17 protein-coding genes, 1 tRNA gene and 1 pseudogene are annotated in these 17,752 nt (G+C 67.2%); 5 read left to right on the forward strand and 14 right to left on the reverse strand.

The window, feature by feature from the left end; translation table 11 throughout:
* Nucleotides 1–22 precede the first annotated feature (22 nt).
* The 9 genes from GPA27_RS16195 to miaB form a co-directional block, all read right to left on the reverse strand.
* Nucleotides 23–793, reverse strand: a complete 771-nt coding sequence (locus GPA27_RS16195; RefSeq protein WP_169141595.1) for a lysophospholipid acyltransferase family protein — start codon at nt 791–793, stop codon at nt 23–25.
* Between the two features lie 8 nt (nt 794–801).
* The gene (gmhB, locus tag GPA27_RS16200) at nt 802–1,341 is read right to left on the reverse strand and encodes a D-glycero-beta-D-manno-heptose 1,7-bisphosphate 7-phosphatase (RefSeq protein ID WP_169141596.1); all 540 of its coding nucleotides are present in this window, start codon (nt 1,339–1,341) and stop codon (nt 802–804) included.
* Nucleotides 1,342–1,354: 13 nt separating this feature from the next.
* A complete protein-coding gene (glyS, locus tag GPA27_RS16205; protein WP_169141597.1) occupies nt 1,355–3,442 on the reverse strand; it encodes a glycine--tRNA ligase subunit beta in 2,088 nt (695 codons plus the stop codon).
* Entirely contained in the window at nt 3,439–4,362 is a 924-nt protein-coding gene (gene glyQ / locus GPA27_RS16210; RefSeq protein ID WP_169141598.1) for a glycine--tRNA ligase subunit alpha, read from the reverse strand. The genes glyS and glyQ overlap by 4 nt, the downstream gene beginning before the upstream one ends.
* Nucleotides 4,363–4,492: 130 nt before the next feature.
* Nucleotides 4,493–6,037: an apolipoprotein N-acyltransferase gene (gene lnt / locus GPA27_RS16215; protein WP_256222993.1), complete on the reverse strand. Its 1,545-nt coding sequence runs from the start codon at nt 6,035–6,037 to the stop codon at nt 4,493–4,495.
* Nucleotides 6,034–6,867, reverse strand: a complete 834-nt coding sequence (locus tag GPA27_RS16220) for a CorC family transporter (RefSeq protein WP_169141599.1) — start codon at nt 6,865–6,867, stop codon at nt 6,034–6,036. Before GPA27_RS16220 ends, lnt begins: the two co-directional genes overlap by 4 nt.
* Nucleotides 6,868–6,879: 12 nt before the next feature.
* On the reverse strand, nt 6,880–7,374 hold the full coding sequence (ybeY, locus tag GPA27_RS16225; RefSeq protein WP_169141600.1) for an rRNA maturation RNase YbeY: 495 nt from the start codon (nt 7,372–7,374) through the stop codon (nt 6,880–6,882).
* Nucleotides 7,371–8,354: a PhoH family protein gene (locus GPA27_RS16230; RefSeq protein ID WP_169141601.1), complete on the reverse strand. Its 984-nt coding sequence runs from the start codon at nt 8,352–8,354 to the stop codon at nt 7,371–7,373. The genes ybeY and GPA27_RS16230 overlap by 4 nt, the downstream gene beginning before the upstream one ends.
* Nucleotides 8,355–9,692 (reverse strand): tRNA (N6-isopentenyl adenosine(37)-C2)-methylthiotransferase MiaB, encoded by a 1,338-nt coding sequence (miaB, locus tag GPA27_RS16235; protein ID WP_169141602.1) that lies wholly within the window; start codon nt 9,690–9,692, stop codon nt 8,355–8,357. It abuts the gene before it with no gap.
* Nucleotides 9,693–9,747: 55 nt separating this feature from the next.
* Here miaB and GPA27_RS16240 point away from each other — a divergent pair.
* A tRNA-Met gene (locus tag GPA27_RS16240) sits at nt 9,748–9,824 on the forward strand.
* Between the two features lie 391 nt (nt 9,825–10,215).
* Here GPA27_RS16240 and GPA27_RS16245 read toward each other — a convergent pair.
* Complete coding sequence (locus tag GPA27_RS16245; RefSeq protein WP_256222995.1) at nt 10,216–11,799, reverse strand: winged helix-turn-helix domain-containing tetratricopeptide repeat protein; 1,584 nt, start codon at nt 11,797–11,799, stop codon at nt 10,216–10,218.
* 243 nt (nt 11,800–12,042) lie between these two features.
* Here GPA27_RS16245 and GPA27_RS16250 point away from each other — a divergent pair, with 243 nt between their 5' ends.
* On the forward strand, nt 12,043–12,876 hold the full coding sequence (locus GPA27_RS16250) for a class I SAM-dependent methyltransferase (protein WP_169141604.1): 834 nt from the start codon (nt 12,043–12,045) through the stop codon (nt 12,874–12,876).
* A gap of 120 nt (nt 12,877–12,996) precedes the next feature.
* Nucleotides 12,997–13,224 (forward strand): DUF1127 domain-containing protein, encoded by a 228-nt coding sequence (locus GPA27_RS16255; RefSeq protein WP_169141605.1) that lies wholly within the window; start codon nt 12,997–12,999, stop codon nt 13,222–13,224.
* 16 nt (nt 13,225–13,240) lie between these two features.
* Here GPA27_RS16255 and GPA27_RS16260 read toward each other — a convergent pair.
* Nucleotides 13,241–13,387 (reverse strand): annotated as a pseudogene (locus tag GPA27_RS16260) (transposase); the annotation flags it as partial.
* Nucleotides 13,388–13,473: 86 nt separating this feature from the next.
* Between GPA27_RS16260 and GPA27_RS16265 the strand changes: the two are divergent.
* Nucleotides 13,474–14,673, forward strand: a complete 1,200-nt coding sequence (locus tag GPA27_RS16265) for a CaiB/BaiF CoA transferase family protein (RefSeq protein ID WP_169141606.1) — start codon at nt 13,474–13,476, stop codon at nt 14,671–14,673.
* A gap of 60 nt (nt 14,674–14,733) precedes the next feature.
* Here the strand turns inward: GPA27_RS16265 and GPA27_RS16270 are convergent, their stop codons facing one another.
* Nucleotides 14,734–15,132: a Rid family detoxifying hydrolase gene (locus tag GPA27_RS16270; RefSeq protein ID WP_169141607.1), complete on the reverse strand. Its 399-nt coding sequence runs from the start codon at nt 15,130–15,132 to the stop codon at nt 14,734–14,736.
* 201 nt (nt 15,133–15,333) lie between these two features.
* Between GPA27_RS16270 and GPA27_RS16275 the strand changes: the two genes are divergently transcribed.
* Nucleotides 15,334–16,101 carry a transglutaminase-like domain-containing protein gene (locus GPA27_RS16275; RefSeq protein WP_256222997.1) on the forward strand — a complete coding sequence of 256 codons (768 nt, stop codon included), beginning with the start codon at nt 15,334–15,336 and terminating at the stop codon, nt 16,099–16,101.
* A gap of 64 nt (nt 16,102–16,165) precedes the next feature.
* On the opposite strand, the gene GPA27_RS16280 is transcribed toward GPA27_RS16275, so the two are convergent.
* The gene (locus tag GPA27_RS16280) at nt 16,166–17,194 is read right to left on the reverse strand and encodes a type I glyceraldehyde-3-phosphate dehydrogenase (protein WP_169141608.1); all 1,029 of its coding nucleotides are present in this window, start codon (nt 17,192–17,194) and stop codon (nt 16,166–16,168) included.
* Nucleotides 17,195–17,371: 177 nt separating this feature from the next.
* Nucleotides 17,372–17,704, reverse strand: a complete 333-nt coding sequence (locus tag GPA27_RS16285; RefSeq protein ID WP_169141609.1) for a hypothetical protein — start codon at nt 17,702–17,704, stop codon at nt 17,372–17,374.
* Nucleotides 17,705–17,752 lie beyond the last annotated feature (48 nt).

The raw sequence follows: 17,752 nt of genomic DNA on the forward strand, positions 1-17,752 counted from the left end.
GGGACGACCGAAGCCGCCCGATTCACTCCGCCTCTTCGACCTCGCCGGAAACGGCTCCGGTAGTGTCGCGCCCGCTCCGGTAGTGGTGCGGGAACAGGCGGCGCATCTCGCCTTCGATCCATGCCGCAGAGCGGCGGTTGACCTCGGCGGCATCCAGCCCCGTCGGATCGATCACGGGACCGATGCTGACGGTGATCTCGCCCGGATACTTGAGAAAGGCGTCGCGCCCCCAGAATTCCCCGGCATTATGCGCCACGGGCACGACGGGCACACCCGCCTGCTGCGCGAGCGCCGCCCCGCCCGCCTTGTAGCGGCGCTTGGCGCCGGGCGCGGTGCGGGTGCCCTCGGGGAACACCGCGACCCAGTAGCCTTCCGACAGCCGGGCTCGCCCCTGCTCGACGACCTGGGCGAGCGCGTCCTTGCCGGCGGCGCGATCGATCGCGATGCCGGGAATCGCCGCGAGCCCCCAGCCGAAGAACGGCACCTTGAGCAGTTCCCGTTTCAGCACGAAGCACAGCGGCGGGAAGATCACCTGCAGGGCCATCGTCTCCCACGCCGACTGGTGCTTGGAGAGGATCACGGAGGGCACTGAGGGGATGTTCTCGCGCCCGATGACCTTGTAGCGGATGCCCAGGATGCGCGGGATGAACCACATCATCAGCGGCGCCCAGGCCGTGACGATGCGGTGACGCGTGCGCGGCGAGAGGGGATAGGCGAGGATGCCGAACAGTGCGAACGGCGGGGTGAAGATCGCCAGGATGATGGCGAACAGCAGGGAGCGCAGGACGACCACGGTAACCTTCAGGCGGTGAGATCGGCGACCACGGCCGCGAGATCGGGGTAGATGAGCGTGCCTTCGGGCAGCGCGGGATCGTCGCGCGTCTTCATGCCCTTGCCGGTGAGGACCAGATAGGGCTTGCAGCCGACCGCGACGCCGGCCTGCAGGTCGCGCAGGCTGTCGCCGACCACGGGCACGCGGTCGAGATTCACGTTGAAGCGCTCGGCGATCTGCAGGAACAGGCCCGGTTTGGGCTTGCGGCAGTCGCAGGTGGAATCGGCCGGATGCGGGCAGAAGAAGATCGCGTCGAGCCGACCGCCGGCCTGGGCGAGGCTCTTCACCATCTTCTCGTTGATCGCGTTGAGGGTGTCCATGCCGAAGAGCCCGCGCCCGACGCCGGACTGGTTCGATGCGACGACGACCCGCCACCCCCACTGGTTGAGGCGCGCGATCGCTTCGAGCGAGCCGGGGATCGGCTTCCACTCGTCGGGCGACTTGATGAACTGGTCGGAGTCGAAGTTGATGACGCCGTCGCGGTCCAGGATGATCAGCTTCTGCGGCATGAAGGGGTCTCGGTCAGGCGGACAGGCGCGACAGGTCGGCGACCTGGTTCATCAGGCCCGCGAGCTGGCGCAGCAGCGCGAGGCGGTTCTGACGCGTCATCGGTTCCTCGGCCATCACCATGACCTCGTCGAAGAAGGTGTCGACCGCCGCGCGCAGGCCCGCGAGCACGCACAGCGCGTCGGTGTAGTCCTCGTTGGCCATGTGCGAGCGCACCAGCGGCGCGACCTCGACGACGCGGTGGAACAGCGCCTTCTCGGCCTCTTCCTGCAGCAGCGCGACGTCCGGATCGGGCAGTTCGCCTTCGACCTTCTTGAGGATATTGACAATACGCTTGTTCGCGGCGGCGAGCGCCTCGGCCTCGGGCAGGGCGCGGAAGACGCGCACAGCATCGAGCTTGGCGGGGACGAGGTCCATGCGCGTCGGGCGCAGCGCGAGCACCGCGTCGACGACGTCGACCGCGTGGCCGGCGTCGCGCAGCAGGTTCTTCAGGCGCTCGAACATGAAGTCGAGGAGTTGCGCCTCGAAGCCGGCGGCGGTCAGCAGGCCCGGCTTGAAGCCGGCGGCCGCTTCGGAGACCAGTTCGGTCAGATCGAGCGGCAACGGGGTTTCGATCAGGATGCGCAGCACGCCCAGCGCGGCGCGGCGCAGCCCGAAGGGATCCTTGTCGCCGGTCGGCAGTTGCCCGATGCCGAAGAAGCCGACCAGCGCGTCGAGCTTGTCGGCAAGCGCGACCGCGCAGGCGACGTTGCCTGCGGGCAGCGCATCGCCGGCGAAGCGCGGCTGGTAGTGCGACTGGATCGCGTCGGCGACGACTTCGCCTTCGTTGTCGTTGAGCGCGTAGTAGCGCCCCATGATGCCCTGCAGCTCGGGGAACTCGCCGACCATGTCGGTGACGAGGTCGGCCTTGGCGAGGCGCGCCGCACGTGCGGCCGCCCTGGCGTCGCCGCGCAGCTTGCCGGCGATGGCGCTCGCGAGGCGCTCGAGGCGTTCGACGCGTTCGAGCTGGCTGCCGAGCTTGTTGTGATAGACGACCGGCGCGAGGCGCGGCAGGCGGCTGTCGAGGGTGTGCTTGCGGTCCTGCTCGAAGAAGAAACGCGCATCCGACAGGCGCGGGCGCACGACACGCTGGTTGCCCTTGATGATGTTGGAGGCGTCCTCGAGGCGCATGTTCGAGACGATCAGGAAGCGGTTGCGCAGCTTGCCGGCCGCGTCGAACAGCGGGAAGTACTTCTGGTTCGCGCGCATCGTCAGGATCAGGCATTCCTGCGGCACGGCGAGGAATTCGGCTTCGAATTCGCCGACGTACACGGTCGGATGCTCGACCAGCGCGGTGACCTCGTCGAGGAGGTCGGCGTACTCGCCCAGGCTGGAGCCTTCGCGTGCCGCGGTCGCGACGAGCTGGCGCTCGATCTCGGCACGGCGCTCGGCAAAGTCCGGCATCACCTTACCTTCGGCGAGCAGCGTCGGTTCGTAGGCGTCGGCGGTCGCGAGCGCGATGTCGCCGCGGCTCATGAAGCGGTGGCCGCGCGTGACGCGGTCGGAGTCGAGGTCGAGCACGCGACCCGGCACGACGCGCTCGCCGTGCAGCATCGACAGCTTATGCACGGGACGGACGAACTGCGCGTCCCCCGCGCCCCACCGCATCAGCTTGGGGATCGGCAGCGCCTTGACGGCGTCCTGGACGATCTCGGCGAGCACCGCGTCGAGCGCGGCGCCGTCCTCGTTCCGGGTGTAGAACAGCGCCTCGGCCTTGCCGTCCATGCGGCGCTCGAAGCTCGCGACGGCATCCGCCGAGATGCCCTTGGCTTCGAGCTTCTTCAGCAGCGCCGGGGTCGGGCGGTCTTCGGCGTCGAGGGCGACCTGCACCGGCATGATCTTCTCGGTGACTTCGCGCGCCGGGGCGGCGGCGCGCACCTGCGGCACGGTGATCGCCAGGCGGCGCGGCGCGGCGAACCAGCGGAAGCCGCGGTCCTCGGCGACGAGGTCGCGCGCCTTTAGGCCTTCGAAGATCTTCGCGGCAAAGGTTTCACCGAGGCGCGGCAGGGCCTTGGGCGGGAGTTCTTCGGTGAGCAGTTCGACGAGCAGGGAGGCGGTCATCATGCGGCCTCCGTCTTGGTTGCAGCGGTGTTGAGCATCGGGAAGCCCAGGCTCTCGCGGGAGTCGTGATAGGCCTGCGCGACGGCGCGCGACAGGTTGCGGATACGGCCGATGTAGGCGGCGCGCTCGGTGACGGAGATCGCACCGCGGGCGTCGAGCATGTTGAAGCTGTGCGCGGCCTTCAGCACCATTTCGTAGGCGGGCAGCGCGAGGCCGATTTCGATCAGGCGCTTCGCTTCGGATTCGTAGTTGCCGAACAGCGAGAAGAAGAACTCGACGTTGGCGTGCTCGAAGTTGTAGGTCGACTGCTCGACTTCGTTCTGGTGGTACACGTCGCCGTACGTCACTTTGCGACCGTCGGGGTAGACCGCCCAGACGAGGTCATAGACGTTCTCGACCCCTTGCAGGTACATCGCGAGGCGCTCGAGGCCGTAGGTGATTTCGCCCAGCACCGGCTTGCAGTCGAGGCCGCCGACCTGCTGAAAGTAGGTGAACTGCGTGACCTCCATGCCGTCGAGCCACACTTCCCAGCCGAGCCCCCAGGCGCCGAGCGTGGGGTTTTCCCAGTCGTCCTCGACGAAGCGCACATCGTGGGCGTTGGTGTCGATGCCCAGCGCGCGCAGCGAGTCGAGGTAGAGCTCCTGGATGTTCAGCGGCGAAGGCTTGAGCACGACCTGGAACTGGTAGTAGTGCTGCAGGCGGTTCGGATTTTCGCCGTAGCGGCCGTCCTTGGGGCGGCGCGAGGGCTGGACGTAGGCGGCGTTCCACGGCTCGGGGCCGATCGCGCGCAGGAAGGTCGCGGTGTGCGAGGTGCCGGCGCCGACTTCGAGGTCGTAGGGCTGCAGCAGCACGCAGCCGCGATCGCCCCAGAATTGCTGGAGCGTCAGGATGACTTGCTGGAAGGTGGGTTTGTGCAGGGACATGGTCTCTCGACAGCAGTAGGCGACGACAAGGGCGCCGCGCGGCGGACGCAAAGGGTGGATTTTAATGGCATTCCGGCGACAGGGCGAAGTTCCCCGCCGGAAATTGCGCGTCTCGCGGGCGAAACGCCGCTCACGCCGGGGTCAGATGCCGCTTTCCGGCGCCCGTCTTCCCGTGCTGGCGCCCCGCGACAAGGAGCGCCAGCACGGCGAGCAGCAGCGCGCCAGAGTCGCCCCAGCGCGCATAAGGGGTGAGCCCTGCGTAGCCCTGCACCGACATGCTCAGCGCCCCCTGCGTGAAAGGGGGCAGCACCTCTGCGACGCGGCCGTCGGGCTGCACCAGAGCCGTCATGCCCGTGTTGGTCGAGCGCAGCATTGGCCGGCCGGTCTCCATCGCGCGCACGCGGGCGATCTGCAGGTGCTGGGGCTGGGCGAAGGAGTCGCCGTACCACGCGAGGTTCGACAGGTTCAACATCAGCGTCGCCTCCGGCAGACTGCGGATCAGCTCGCGGCCGAAGAGGTCCTCGTAGCAGATGTTGATCGCGACGCGCTGGTCGCCAAGGCGCAGCGGCGGCTGGTCGGGCGCCCCGCGCGTCTGGTCGGACATCGGGATGTCGACCAGTTCGTAGAACCAGCCGAAGAGCGGCGGCGAGTATTCGCCGAAGGGCACGAGGTGCTGCTTCGCGTAGGTCTGCGAGGGCGAGGCGCCGAGGCTCAGCGCGGCGTTGTAGATTGCGCCGCGGGCGTCGCGCAGGAACACGCCGAACACCAGGTCGCCGCCGCGCGCCGTGACCGGTGCGGCGAGCTCTTCGAGGTAGCCATCGGGCAGACGGTCGGCAAGCAGCGGCAGCGTCGTCTCGGGCAGCACGACGAGATCCGCGGGATGCTCGCGCACGAGGCGTGCGTTGCCTTCCAGCCAGTCGGAGAGGAGTTCGGGGCGCCACTTCAGCCCCTGCTCGATGTTGGTCTGGATCAGCGCGACGTCGATCGGCTTGCCGGCGGGCGCCGTCCAGGCGATGCGGCCGAGGCCGTAGCCGAGCCCGCTCAGGACGAGGATCGCGCCGAGCGTCGCCGCGGCCGCGCGCGCGTGGCGCCAGGCGGCAAGGGCGACGAGCGCCGCGAGGAAGGCGACGAGACCGCCGACGCCATACACGCCCAGCACGGGAAAGTACCCGGCGAGCGGGCTGGGCGGGGTCTGCGAATAGCCGATCGCGAGCCACGGAAAGCCCGTGAACAGCCAACCGCGCAGTGCCTCGGAGACGATCCACAGGCCGGCGAAGAGCAGCGCGCGCCGCCACGCGGCGCCACGGCCGAAGCGCACGAACAGCGCCCCGACCGCGGCCGGGAAGAGCGCGAGATAGGCGCTGAAGAGCAGGATCGCAAACGCGGCAAGCGGCATCGGCATGCCACCGTAGCGGTTCAGGGCGACATAGAGCCACGACACGCCGGCCAGGAAAGCGCCCAGACCCCACGCGAATCCGAGCGCAAACCCGCCACGGGCGCGGGATTCGCGCGCGGCGAGGCCCGCCAGCACGGCGAGGCTGAGCATCGCCAGCGGAAAGATCCCGAAGGGCGAGAAGGCGAAGACCGATGCGCCGCCGGCGACCAGCGTCGCCAGCACGCCGCCCAACCGCCCGCGCGCCCGCGCGGCGCCCGAGTCCCGCACGCGGTCGGTCACGCTTCGGCCGTTCCGGCGACAGGCTGCACGAGCAGGGTATGCACGCGCCGGCCATCGACACGCAGCGCGGTGACGCGCAGCTTGCCGAGCATCACCACTTCGCCGCGCCGCGGCAGGCGGCCGAGTTGGCAAATGAGCAGGCCACCCACGGTGTCGACCTCGGCGTCGCTGAAGTCGGCGCCGAAGGCGGCATTGAATTCGCCGATTTCGGTCGTCGCGCGGACGCGGTAGCGGCCGTCCGCGTCGAGCTGGATGTTGTCGCTGGGCTCGAGCCGGTCGAACTCGTCCTCGATGTCACCGACGATCTGCTCGAGCACGTCCTCGATCGTAACGAGGCCGGCGACGCTGCCGTACTCGTCGACGACGATGGCCATGTGGTTGCGGCTGACACGGAAGTCGCGCAGCAGCACGTTGAGGCGCTTCGACTCGGGCACGAATACGGCCGGACGCAGCAGCGAGGGCATGTCGAAGTCGCGACCCGCGTAGTAGCGCAGCAGGTCCTTGGCGAGGAAGATGCCGACGATGTCGTCCTTGCTGTTGCCGACCGGAAAGCGCGAATGGCCGGTGTCAACGACGTGCGCGGCGATGCTGTCGACCGGGTCGTCGAGGCGGATGATGTCCATCTGCGCGCGCGGGATCATGACGTCGCCGACCTGCAGTTCGGACATCTGCAGCGCGCCCTCGATGATCGCCAGCGCATCGGCATCGAGCAGGTTGCGCTCGAAGGCCGCGTGCAGCAGGGCCAGGAGTTCCTCGCGGTCCTCGGGTTCGCGCGACAGCAGCGCGGAGAGGCGTTCGAGCAGACTAGGTCGGGGTGATGCGGGGTCCATATGTCGGGCGGGTCAGGCGGAGCGTTCGGCGTAGGGATCAGGATAGCCCAGTTCGGCGAGAATCCGTGTTTCCAGCGCCTCCATTTCCTCGGCCTCGTCGCTATCCTCGTGGTCGTAGCCCTGCAGGTGCAGCATGCCATGCACGATGAGGTGCGCGAAATGCGCGGCTAGCGGCTTGCCCTGCTCGGCGGCCTCGCGCACGACGACCGGCACGCACAGCACGAGATCGCCGGCGAGCGGCGCGTCGCCATCCCGATCCGGCATGCCCTCGCCTTCACCATAGACGAAGGTCAGGACATTGGTCGCGTAGTCCTTGCCGCGGAAGTCGCGGTTGAGTTCGCGCCCCTCGGTCGCGCCGACGAGGCGCACCGTGACTTCGGCATCGCTGCCCAGCAGGGCGGCCTGCGCCCAGCGGCGCATGTCGCCGGAGGACGGCGCGTTCTCGCGATTCTCCTTGCCGATGGCCTTCTGGATGGTCAGCGCGAGATGCGGGAGGGAGTCGATCATGACGCCTGATCCTTCTTGGCGAGCGCGGCCTGCATCGCCGCGCGCGTCGCCTGGTTGTCGTAGGCCTCGACGATGCGCGCGACCAGCGGATGACGCACGACGTCTTCCTTCTGGAACTCGGTGAAGGCGATGCCGCGCACGGCGGCGAGCACTTCGCGCGCCTCCAGCAGGCCGCTGCGATGGCCGCGCGGAAGGTCGACCTGCGTGAGGTCGCCGGTGACGACGGCCTTCGCGCCGATGCCGATGCGGGTGAGGAACATCTTCATCTGCTCGGGCGTGGTGTTCTGCGCCTCGTCGAGGATGATGAAGGCGTGGTTGAGCGTGCGCCCGCGCATGAAGGCGAGCGGCGCGATCTCGATGCTGCCGCGCTCGAAGAGTTTGGCGACGCGATCGAACCCCATCAGGTCATAGAGGGCGTCGTAGAGCGGGCGGAGGTACGGATCGACCTTCTGCGCGAGATCGCCCGGCAGGAAGCCGAGGCGTTCGCCCGCCTCGACCGCGGGGCGCGTCAGGATGATGCGCTCGACGAGCTGGCGCTCGAAGGCATCGACTGCGCTGGCGACCGCGAGATAGGTCTTGCCGGTACCCGCCGGGCCGATGCCGAAGGTGATGTCGTGCGCCTGGATGTGGCGCAGGTACTCGACTTGGCGCGGCGTGCGGCCGTGCAGCTCGGTCTTGCGCGTCATCAGCGCCGGCGCGGCCTGGTCGGACTGGCGCCGGTTGGCGATCTCGATCAGGCCCAATTGCACGTCATCGACGCTGAGGTGCTCGCTGGCCTGCTCGTAGAATTCGCGCAGCGCCTTCGCCGCGAGCGCCGCCTGCGCGGCCGCGCCCTGCAGCGTGAAGCGCTCGCCGCGACGGGCGATCGTCACGTCGTATGCGGTCTCGATCTGGCGCAGGTTCTCGTCGAGCACGCCGCACAGGTTCGCGAGTCGCTGATTGTCCAGCGGCTCCAGCACCACTTCGGTGGGTCGGCCCATTCAGATTTCTCTCGTCACGATTTCGCCGCGCAGGCTGTGCGGCAGGGCGGCGGTGATCGTCACGTCGACGAACTGCCCGATCAGGCGCGGATTGCCGGCGAAGTTCACGACACGGTTGTTGTCGGTGCGTCCGGCGAGCTCGCTCCCGTCCTTGCGCGAGAGCCCTTCGACGAGCACCCGCTCGACTCGGCCGACCATCGCCTGGCTGATCACCTGCGCCTGCTCGTCGATGCGCTTCTGCAGGCGGGCGAGCCAGCGCAGCTTGGTCTCCTGCGGCACCGGGTCTTCCAGGTCCGCGGCCGGCGTGCCCGGGCGCGGACTGTAGACGAAGCTGAAGGACGCATCGAAACCGACCTCGTCGATCAGCTTCATCGTCTTCTCGAAGTCCTCCTCGGTTTCGCCGGGGAAGCCGACGATGAAGTCCGAGGACAGCGACAGATCGGGGCGGGCGGGGCGCAGCTTGCGCACCACCGACTTGAACTCCAGCACCGAGTAGCCGCGCTTCATCGCCGCGAGGATGCGGTCCGAGCCCGACTGCACGGGCAGGTGCAGATGGCTCACGAGTTTCGGGATGTTGGCGTAGGCATCGAACACGCGCTGCGTCATCTCGCGCGGGTGCGAAGTGGTGTAGCGCATGCGCTCGATGCCCGGGATCTCGGCGACGCATTCGAGCAGGAAGGCGAAGTCGCCCAACTCAGCGCTGTTCCGCGTGATCGGCCCGCGCCACGCATTGACGTTCTGGCCCAGCAGCGTCACTTCCTTGACACCCTGGTCGGCTAGGCCGGCGACTTCGGTCAGGATGTCGTCGAGCGGCCGCGACACCTCTTCGCCGCGCGTGTAGGGCACGACGCAGAAGGTGCAGTACTTGGAACAGCCTTCCATGATCGACACGAAGGCGCTCGCCCCTTCGACGCGCGCGGGCGGCAGGTTGTCGAACTTCTCGATCTCCGGGAACGAAATGTCGACCTGCGACTTGCCGCTGTAGCGCCGCTCGGCGATGAGCTGCGGCAGGCGATGCAGGGTCTGCGGCCCGAACACGACGTCGACGTAGGGCGCGCGCGCGACGATCGCCTCCCCCTCCTGGCTCGCGACGCAGCCGCCGACGCCGATGATGAGGTTCGGATTCGCCTGCTTCAGGTGCTTCACCCGCCCGAGGTCGTGGAACACCCGCTCCTGCGCCTTCTCGCGCACCGAACAGGTGTTGAAGAGGATCACGTCGGCCTCTTCCGGGTTGTCGGTCTTGACCAGTTCCTCGGTCGCGCCGAGCACGTCCGCCATCTTGTCGGAGTCGTACTCGTTCATCTGGCACCCGAAGGTGCGAATGTAAAGCTTCTTCATCGTTACTCGGTGTTGACGCGCGGTTTCCCAAACCGCTATATTAGCAGGCTCGAGCGGTGATGTAGCTCAGACGGTTAGAGCGATGGATTCATAACCCATAGGTCGGCAGTTCGATTCTGCCCATCACCACCAGTATTTCCAAGCGAAAGCCCAGTCTTCACCGGCTGGGCTTTTTGCTTTCTGGTCGATGTCTGGTCACCGGGCGATCGAGTCCAGCACGGCTGCCAGATCCGGAACCGCGCCAATCCTCCCCGCGAAACGTCAGCGATCGCCCGTCGGCCCCTGCTGCCGTTGGCGTGTTGCGCAAAATCGGGCGGCAAATGCTTTGCGTACCTGTCGTTCAGCCTTGATTCTCACTTCGGCGAACGCAAGCACCGACACGATGCGGACAGCGGCGAGCGCTTGATAGATCGGCGGATGTTCTGACTTTTACTGTCGCAGACAGTATCGATCGCTTGCACCGTCGCGGCCATGAGCAGCGTTAGCAAACGATCGGTCCTCACGGTGAAGCTCCGCGCAGGCCTCAGATCCCCAGCCGATCCAGGGCTCTGCAGATCGTGTCGCGAGTGCCGGTGTCCCGGAACGGGAACGCTTTGAAGAAGAGGTCCTGCCGGTACGTGCTCATGCGCTTCCGAACCTCGGTGGCCCAAACCTCGGCGGCCGAGTGGTTGCCGGCGAGCTCGTTGACCAGCGCCGCGATGACGAAGATGTGCACATGCGCGTTCGGCGCGCGGGCGCCCCGCTCGGCCCAGTCGCAGGCCGCGGCGTAGTCTCCCTGCACCAGGCACGCGAAACCCCGCGTAGCCAGATGAGCGTAGCGCAGCGGGTCGATCGGGCTGAGGGACATGGCCTTGTCGACACCGGCGTCACACTGCTCGCCACTGCGCGCGATCACGTCGGCCAAGGCCCGGTTGTAGTGGGCAAGGGCGTAGTTGGGGTTCAGCTCGATACAACGGTCGTACCAGGGGAAGGCCCGCTCCATATCGCCGTCCAACCAGTCCGCGCGCCCCATGCACAGATTGCTGAAGGGGTCGAGGGGGTCAAGGGCGAGGCCCTTCTCGGCAAATTGGCGCGCCAACCGGCGCTCAGCCGCCGTGTCCTTCCGGTAGCCGACAAAGGCGTTCTGGAAGTGGGTGAAGGACAGCGCCGCATGGGCCCGGGCGAAGTGCGGATCGACTGCAACGGCGCGTTCGAAGAGTTGCTGGGCCTGGGTGTTGTCGTGGGCGCTGAAGCGGTACATGTGCCACAGGCCGCGGTGGTAGGCGGCCCAGGCGTCGAGGCTCTCGGTCGGCACGGTGACCGCGCGCGTGGCCTCGGCGACGGGGATGCGGTAGTCGATGGTGCTGACGATGTCGCGCGCCATGGTCGAGCGCAGGCCGAGCAGGTCTTCTACCGGGCCTTCGAAGCGGTCCGCCCAGAGCAGGTGCTGGTCGGCGGCGCGGACCAGTTCCACGGTGACTGCGCTGCGCTTTCCGTCGACGGCGACCGTGCCGGTAAGGAGGTAGCGGGCGCCGAGCCGTTCGCCGACGGCTGTCAGATCCACCCCGGGATCCCGGAACTGGAAGGACGAGCCGCGCGCGATCACGATCAACCAGTGCAGGCGCGAGAGTTCCACGATCAGCTCGTGCGCGACCGCGTCCGCCAGCGTGGCCCGGACGCCGTCGCCGGACAGCCACTGGAACGGCAGCACGGCGATCGAGGGCGGGCCGCCGGATTCGGTCGGTGGGGCGGCAGTGCTTGCTCGGGGGTGTGGCGCTTCGGCGGGGTCACAGACGACGGCCTGTACCACATTGGGATGCTCTACTGCGGGCGTGCCGAGGAAACGGAAGCCCCGTCGGTGCACCGTCCTGATCCGGCGCTGGGCCTTGCCGTCATCGCCGATTGCCTGTCGCGCAGAGCGGATGCGGCTGTTGACCACCGCCTCGGACACCACCCGGCCGTTCCAGATGCGCTCGTTCAGCTCGTCTTTTGTGATCAGCCGGTCGGGGTTGGCGACGAGCAATTCGAGCAGCGCGAACACCTGTGGTTCCACGGGGCGCACTACGCCGCCGCAGCGCAGCTCATAGCGGTCGGTATCCAACTCGATGTCGTCAAAACGAAAAATCATGCGGTCGCCTTCGCGCAAGACATCGTGCCTCCGTGGCTCGAATGTACGCGCGCTGGCGCCAATCTGTCACCACCCGGACGGCAGGTGTCGCTCATCCTCCAGGCATTGACCGGCGAATATGCAGGATTTATGCAGCGTTCCTGCAAGTATCGCGGAGCGATGGCGCGCAAGCTGGACCCAGGTCGAAAGGCCGTGCCGACACAGGCGCGACACAGGACCCCGACCCCACCACAGGAGATCATCATGAACACCCCTGCTGCCCTCATCGCCGAAACACCCGATTTCGAAGCCATCAAGACAAAGCAGAACGCGGCCTGGTCGTCCGGCGACTACGCCATCGTTGGTACCACCCTGCAGATCGTCGGCGAGCAGCTCGCCGAGGCGTTGGACTTGCGCGCTGGCCAGTCGGTGCTCGACGTCGCTGCCGGCAACGGCAACTTCACCCTCGCCGCGGCCCGCCGCTGGGCAGAGGTAACTTCAACCGACTATGTGCCTGCGCTGCTGGAGCGTGGCGCCGAGCGTGCGAAGGCCGACCGCCTGCCGGTGACCTTCCACTTCGCCGACGCCGAGGATCTGCCCTTCACCGACGCCATGTTCGACGTGGTGGCCTCCACCTACGGGGTGATGTTTACCCCCAATCAGGAAAAAGCCGCTGCCGAGATGCTGCGCGTGTGCCGCCCGGGTGGCCGGATCGGGCTGGCCAACTGGACGCCGGATAGTTTCGTGGGGGGCATCTTCAAGGCCATCGGTCGCTACCTGCCGCCACCGCAGGGCGTGAAGTCGCCGGCCCTGTGGGGCACGCGGGAACACCTGGACGTCTTGTTCGGCGCTGGCGCGCGGGAGATCCGCGTGACGGAAAAGGACTTCGTCTTTCGCTACCGCTCGCCGCAGCACTTCATGGAAATCTTCCGCGCGTACTACGGCCCGGTCCACAAGGCCTTCGCCGCGCTCGACGGCGAGCGGCAGGCTGGCCTCCACTCGGATCTGATGGGTCTGATCGACCGCTACAACACCGCCGATGACGGGACCATGGTCGCGCCCTCGGCCTACCTGGAGATCGTGATCGAGCGGTGCTGAAACTTGACGCCGCACACGAAATGAAACGACCCGCCAGGCCAAGACGTTCGATTGCTGAATCACGCCTAGGCGGGTCACTTTGAAGTTGTTGTTGCCGCCATCAATGGTTAGGAGGGCGCCATGAACACGCTAGTACGCTCAACGGGCACCGAACGGGTCCGCATCGATACGGTTCGTGCCGTCGCAGCCGGTCTTGCGGCGCGGGCAATCGCTACGCTTAGGGCTTGGGCGCGTCGCAGTCGCACCCGCGGCGAGCTGGCCGAACTCGATGACGCGATGCTTCGCGACCTTGGCGTCGCGCGCGCCAACGCCAACTTCGAGGCAAGCAAGCCGTTCTGGCAACCGTAACGCCACGGCTTACGGTGAGGATTTGCAGCAACAGCACCTTGAGCAGCCACTCCGGCGGCACCGAAGGACGCCTCACACGTGCGTAGCTCGCATCGAACTCGGCGTCCATCGAAGCGAGCACCGCATCGACCAGCACCCGAAGCTTGCGCAGCGGGTGCGAGGCGACCTTGGACCAAACCCAGCATTACCAGATGGGGTTACCCTTCGCGCTCGCCCGACCCTGTGGGCCAACAAATGAGGAACGCCACCATGAGCGCCACCACTAAACCCCTCGCCGGCATCAAGGTCATCGAGCTCGGCACGCTGATCGCCGGCCCCTTCGCGGCGCGGATTCTTGGCGAGTTCGGCGCGGAGGTGATCAAGATCGAATCGCCCGACGGCGGCGATCCACTGCGCAAGTGGCGCAAGCTGTACGAAGGGACCTCGTTGTGGTGGTACCTGCAGTCGCGCAACAAGAAGTCGGTGACGGTGAACCTCAAGCACCCCGACGGCGTGGAGGTGGTGCGCAAACTGGTGGCCGGAGCCGACATCGTGGTCGAGAATTTTCGCCCCGGCGTGCTCGAGAAGCTCGGCCTCGGCTGGGAGGCGCTGTCGGCAATCAATCCCGGCCTCGTCATGCTGCGCCTGTCGGGTTTCGGTCAGACCGGGCCGATGGCCCAGCAACCGGGCTTCGGCGCGATCGGAGAGTCGATGGGCGGGCTGCGCTACGTGACCGGTTTTCCGGACCGGCCGCCGGTGAAGACCGGCATCTCGATCGGCGATTCGATTGCCGCGTTGTGGGGGGCGCTCGGTGCGCTAATGGCATTGCGCCACAAGGAGGTGAATGGCGGCCGCGGGCAGGTGGTGGACGTGGCGCTGTACGAGGCGGTGTTCGCGATGATGGAATCGCTGGTGCCGGAGTTCGACGTGTTCGGTTTCGTGCGCGAGCGCACCGGCAACATCATGCCCGGCATCACGCCGTCGAACACCCACACCACGAAGGACGGCAAGCACGTGGCAATCGGCGCGAACGGGGATGCGATCTTCCGCCGGCTGATGCAGGCCATGGGCCGCAACGATCTCGCCGAAGACCCCGCGCTTGCCGACAACGCCGGGCGGGACGCGCGGCGCGAGGAGATCTACGCGCTGATCGACGCCTGGGTCGCCGATCACGACGAGGCTGCCGTACTGGAGGCGCTCGCCACGGCCGAGGTGCCGGCGTCACGCATCTATTCGGTCGCGGACATGTTCGCGGATCCGCAGTTCCTCGCGCGGGAGATGTTGCAGACGGTGACCTTGCCCGACGGGCGCTCGTGCCGCATGCCCGGCATCATGCCCAAGCTCTCGCTCACGCCGGGCGCGGCGGAGTCACTCGGCCCCGCGTTGGGCGCGCACACCGATGCGGTGCTTGGTGCGCTCGGATACGACGCGACGGCGATCCAGGCGCTAAGGGAGGGCGGTGCGATCTGAAACGCTGCCGGCGTACCGTCAAGGGGTGGCACGCGCCCGGTCCGGAGGTCGCGTCACGCCCTAACGGGAAGCGAGGCGATTCACCCTCGCCACGGCGTCGATCTCGATCCGCGCATCGAGCGGCAGCCGGGTCACCTCCACGCACGAGCGCGCCGGAAAGTCATTCGGGAAGTAGTTGGCATAGACCGCATCCACGGCTGACAAGTCATCCATGTCAGTCAGGAAGACGGTGACGCGGACGACCTGATTGAGTGCGGATCCGGCCGATCGCAGAATCACCTCGATGTTGTGCAGCGCTTGATTGGCCTGCGTCACGGCATCCGGACCGACCAGCGAGCCGGTCGCGGTATCCAGGCCCAGTTGCCCGGACGTCCACACCCACCCATCCATCACGACACCCTGCGAACACGGGCCGACAGGAAGGGGTGCGTCCTTGATGAGGACGATCCGCTTGCTCATGCACACCTCCGCAGTGACATTGCGTTCCAGCATACCCCGGCTGATGCCGGTCGCCCCCCATTCGTCCCACCGGTCGATGCATCCGCAGCTCACGACGCAGCCGCACCCCGTATTCCCCTGTCACATACGGAAGTCGCTGCGCCCCGGGCACGCTTCCCTGCAGTATAGGCACCTACTGCGGGAGCCTTCATGCAGGCAGTCTTGCAGAACCGCGCCGCCGGCGATATTTCGTTTACGATGAAAAGCGCATTTCGCACCTATCGCGACCATCAACAGGACTCGAACCTCGCAGGAGACGCCGTGATTGCTGACCAGTATCTGAACCCCGGACGCGGTATCGAAAGCGACGCACCGGAGATCGTCGCCTTCGCGCGACAGGCCGCCGGCCCCGCTACGGACGATATCGGCCGGGCGGTGTCGCTGTATGAAGCCGTGCGGGACCGCATCGCCTACGACCCCTATGACCGGCTCGGGCACGCGGAGTCCTGTTCGGCAAAGCGTGCACTCGCACGCGGCCGCGGTTTTTGCATCCCGAAGGCTGCGCTCCTGGTTGCCTGCGCGCGGGCGCTGGGGATTCCGGGGCGATTGGGATTCGCCGATGTGCGCAATCATCTGGCATCACGGCGCCTGCTCGAGGCCAACGACGGCGACGTCTTCCGCTGGCACGCCTACGCGGAACTGCATCTCGACGGGAAATGGGTGAAGGCGACCCCGGCGTTCGACCTTGCGCTATGCGAACGGGCGGAAATCCAGCCGCTGCGGTTCGATGGCCGCGATGACTCGGTCTTTCACCCCTATGACCAGCGCAATCGCAAGCACATGGAGTATGTGCTCGACCGCGGCCAATACGCCGATGTCCCGTTCGACGCGATCGTCGCGACCTGGCGGACTCACAGTCCGCGAATGCTCGACGAAAGTTATTACGCCGGGGCGAAAGCCTTCATCGACGAGCTTCAGCCTCAGGCGTAAGGCCGACATTTGACGGAACTCCGGGCTGCGGAGATGCCTCGCAGCCCGAAGTGCCTGCGCCGGCTCACCGCCGCAGGCGTCCGGCCCAGAACGCCGCGACGTCCAGCATGCGCCGCGAGAAGGCCCATTCGTTGTCGAACCACAGCATCAGGTTGATCAGGCGCTCGCCGCTGGCGTGAGTCTGGCTGCCGTCGACGATGGCCGAGAAGCCGTTGTGGTTGAAGTCCACCGACGCGTGCGGGCCGTCCGAGTACGCGAGCACGCCGTGGCGGTCCTCCTCGGCGACGCGGCGCATGAGGCGGTTGATGGTCTCGACCGTGGCGTTGCGCCGGAGCGTCACCGTCAGGTCGATGGCCGAGACGTTCGGTACCGGGACGCGGATCGCCTTCGCCACGATGCGCCCTTCGAGCGCCGGCAGCAGACGGGAAATGCCCTTCGCCAGGCCGGTCTGTACCGGGATCATCGACTGCATCGCCGAGCGGGTCATGCGCAGGTCGGTGGCGTGGTAGCCGTCGATCACGGGCTGGTCGTTCATCACCGAGTGCAGCGTCGTCGTCAGCGCATGCTCGATGCCGAACGTCTGTTCGAGGATCGCGAGGATGGGCACGACGGCGTTGGTGGTGCAGGAGGCGGCCGAGACGATGCGTTCGCTGCCGTCGAGCGTGTCGTGGTTCATCCCGAACACGACGGTGCGATCGACGTCGGCGGCGCTGTGGCCGGGGTGCGACAGCAGCAGACGCGGACAGCCGGCGTCGAGGAAGGCTTCGAGTTCGTGCCGGTAACGGTAGCGCCCCGAAGCTTCGACGAGGAGGTCGGCATCGAGGGCCCGCCAGTCGACGCCGTCGGGCGTTGTCGCATGGGTGACCGCGATGTCCTGGTCGTCGATGTGCAGGCGACCGTCACGGATGCCGACGGTGCCGGGGAAACAGCCGTGGATCGAATCGAAGCGGGTGAGATAGGCCATGCTCTCGATGTCCGCCGGTTCGTTGATGGCGACGATGGACAGCGAATTGCGCAGCGGCGATTCGTGGAGGGCGCGCAGGAAGCAGCGGCCGATGCGGCCGTAGCCGTTGAGTACGATGCGGAAGCTCATTCAGGGAAGCGGGACGGATGGCCATGCGGTTGAATGTTCAGACCGAAGCATAGCCGGAGATAGGGGCTCCCGTCGCGTTCGCCCGATCCGCCTCGCCGTTCGAGAATCATTGCCCCCTCACCGGACGCGCCCGCACTGGGGCGAGACACTTCCGGCAAGGGGGGGGGAAAGCGGACTTCAGACCTGCTTCACCGTCGCGCGGCAACGGTCGCTGCCGTGGTCATCGCAGCCGACGTCGTCGGACTCGGGCTCCGGACGGGGGTCGTCGGCCCCCTTCTTGGCAACGATCGAGCGGCAGATGTCGGTGCCATGGTCGTCGCACCCGGTGTCGTCGGGACGGGGGTGCGGCTTGGGATCGTCGGCCCCCTTCTTGGCCAGCATCGTTACCGGCACATCTTCCTGGCTGCCTTGCGGCGACGCCGCCGTGGACACGGTGGCGGCGTAGCTCGCGGAGGTCGCAAAGCCGAGGACGATGATCGCTGCGGCGAGCTTGCGGGGAAAGGTTTTCATTTGGCTTCTCCTGTCGGGGTTGGGGCGCGGGCCGGAACGCCCAGTACG

Source organism: Aromatoleum toluolicum (genome assembly GCF_012911005.2).
GTDB classification, from domain to species: domain Bacteria; phylum Pseudomonadota; class Gammaproteobacteria; order Burkholderiales; family Rhodocyclaceae; genus Aromatoleum; species Aromatoleum toluolicum.

Coding starts and splice junctions, on each gene's coding strand:
- ybeY (WP_169141600.1), bottom strand. CDS start 7,374: ATGATCGACTCCCTCCCGCATCTCGCGCTGACCATCCAGAAGGCCATC.
- GPA27_RS16285 (WP_169141609.1), bottom strand. CDS start 17,704: ATGAAAACCTTTCCCCGCAAGCTCGCCGCAGCGATCATCGTCCTCGGC.
- GPA27_RS16280 (WP_169141608.1), bottom strand. CDS start 17,194: ATGAGCTTCCGCATCGTACTCAACGGCTACGGCCGCATCGGCCGCTGC.
- GPA27_RS16265 (WP_169141606.1), top strand. CDS start 13,474: ATGAGCGCCACCACTAAACCCCTCGCCGGCATCAAGGTCATCGAGCTC.
- GPA27_RS16250 (WP_169141604.1), top strand. CDS start 12,043: ATGAACACCCCTGCTGCCCTCATCGCCGAAACACCCGATTTCGAAGCC.
- miaB (WP_169141602.1), bottom strand. CDS start 9,692: ATGAAGAAGCTTTACATTCGCACCTTCGGGTGCCAGATGAACGAGTAC.
- GPA27_RS16230 (WP_169141601.1), bottom strand. CDS start 8,354: ATGGGCCGACCCACCGAAGTGGTGCTGGAGCCGCTGGACAATCAGCGA.
- gmhB (WP_169141596.1), bottom strand. CDS start 1,341: ATGCCGCAGAAGCTGATCATCCTGGACCGCGACGGCGTCATCAACTTC.
- glyS (WP_169141597.1), bottom strand. CDS start 3,442: ATGATGACCGCCTCCCTGCTCGTCGAACTGCTCACCGAAGAACTCCCG.
- glyQ (WP_169141598.1), bottom strand. CDS start 4,362: ATGTCCCTGCACAAACCCACCTTCCAGCAAGTCATCCTGACGCTCCAG.
- GPA27_RS16245 (WP_256222995.1), bottom strand. CDS start 11,799: ATGATTTTTCGTTTTGACGACATCGAGTTGGATACCGACCGCTATGAG.
- GPA27_RS16220 (WP_169141599.1), bottom strand. CDS start 6,867: ATGGACCCCGCATCACCCCGACCTAGTCTGCTCGAACGCCTCTCCGCG.
- GPA27_RS16255 (WP_169141605.1), top strand. CDS start 12,997: ATGAACACGCTAGTACGCTCAACGGGCACCGAACGGGTCCGCATCGAT.
- GPA27_RS16270 (WP_169141607.1), bottom strand. CDS start 15,132: ATGAGCAAGCGGATCGTCCTCATCAAGGACGCACCCCTTCCTGTCGGC.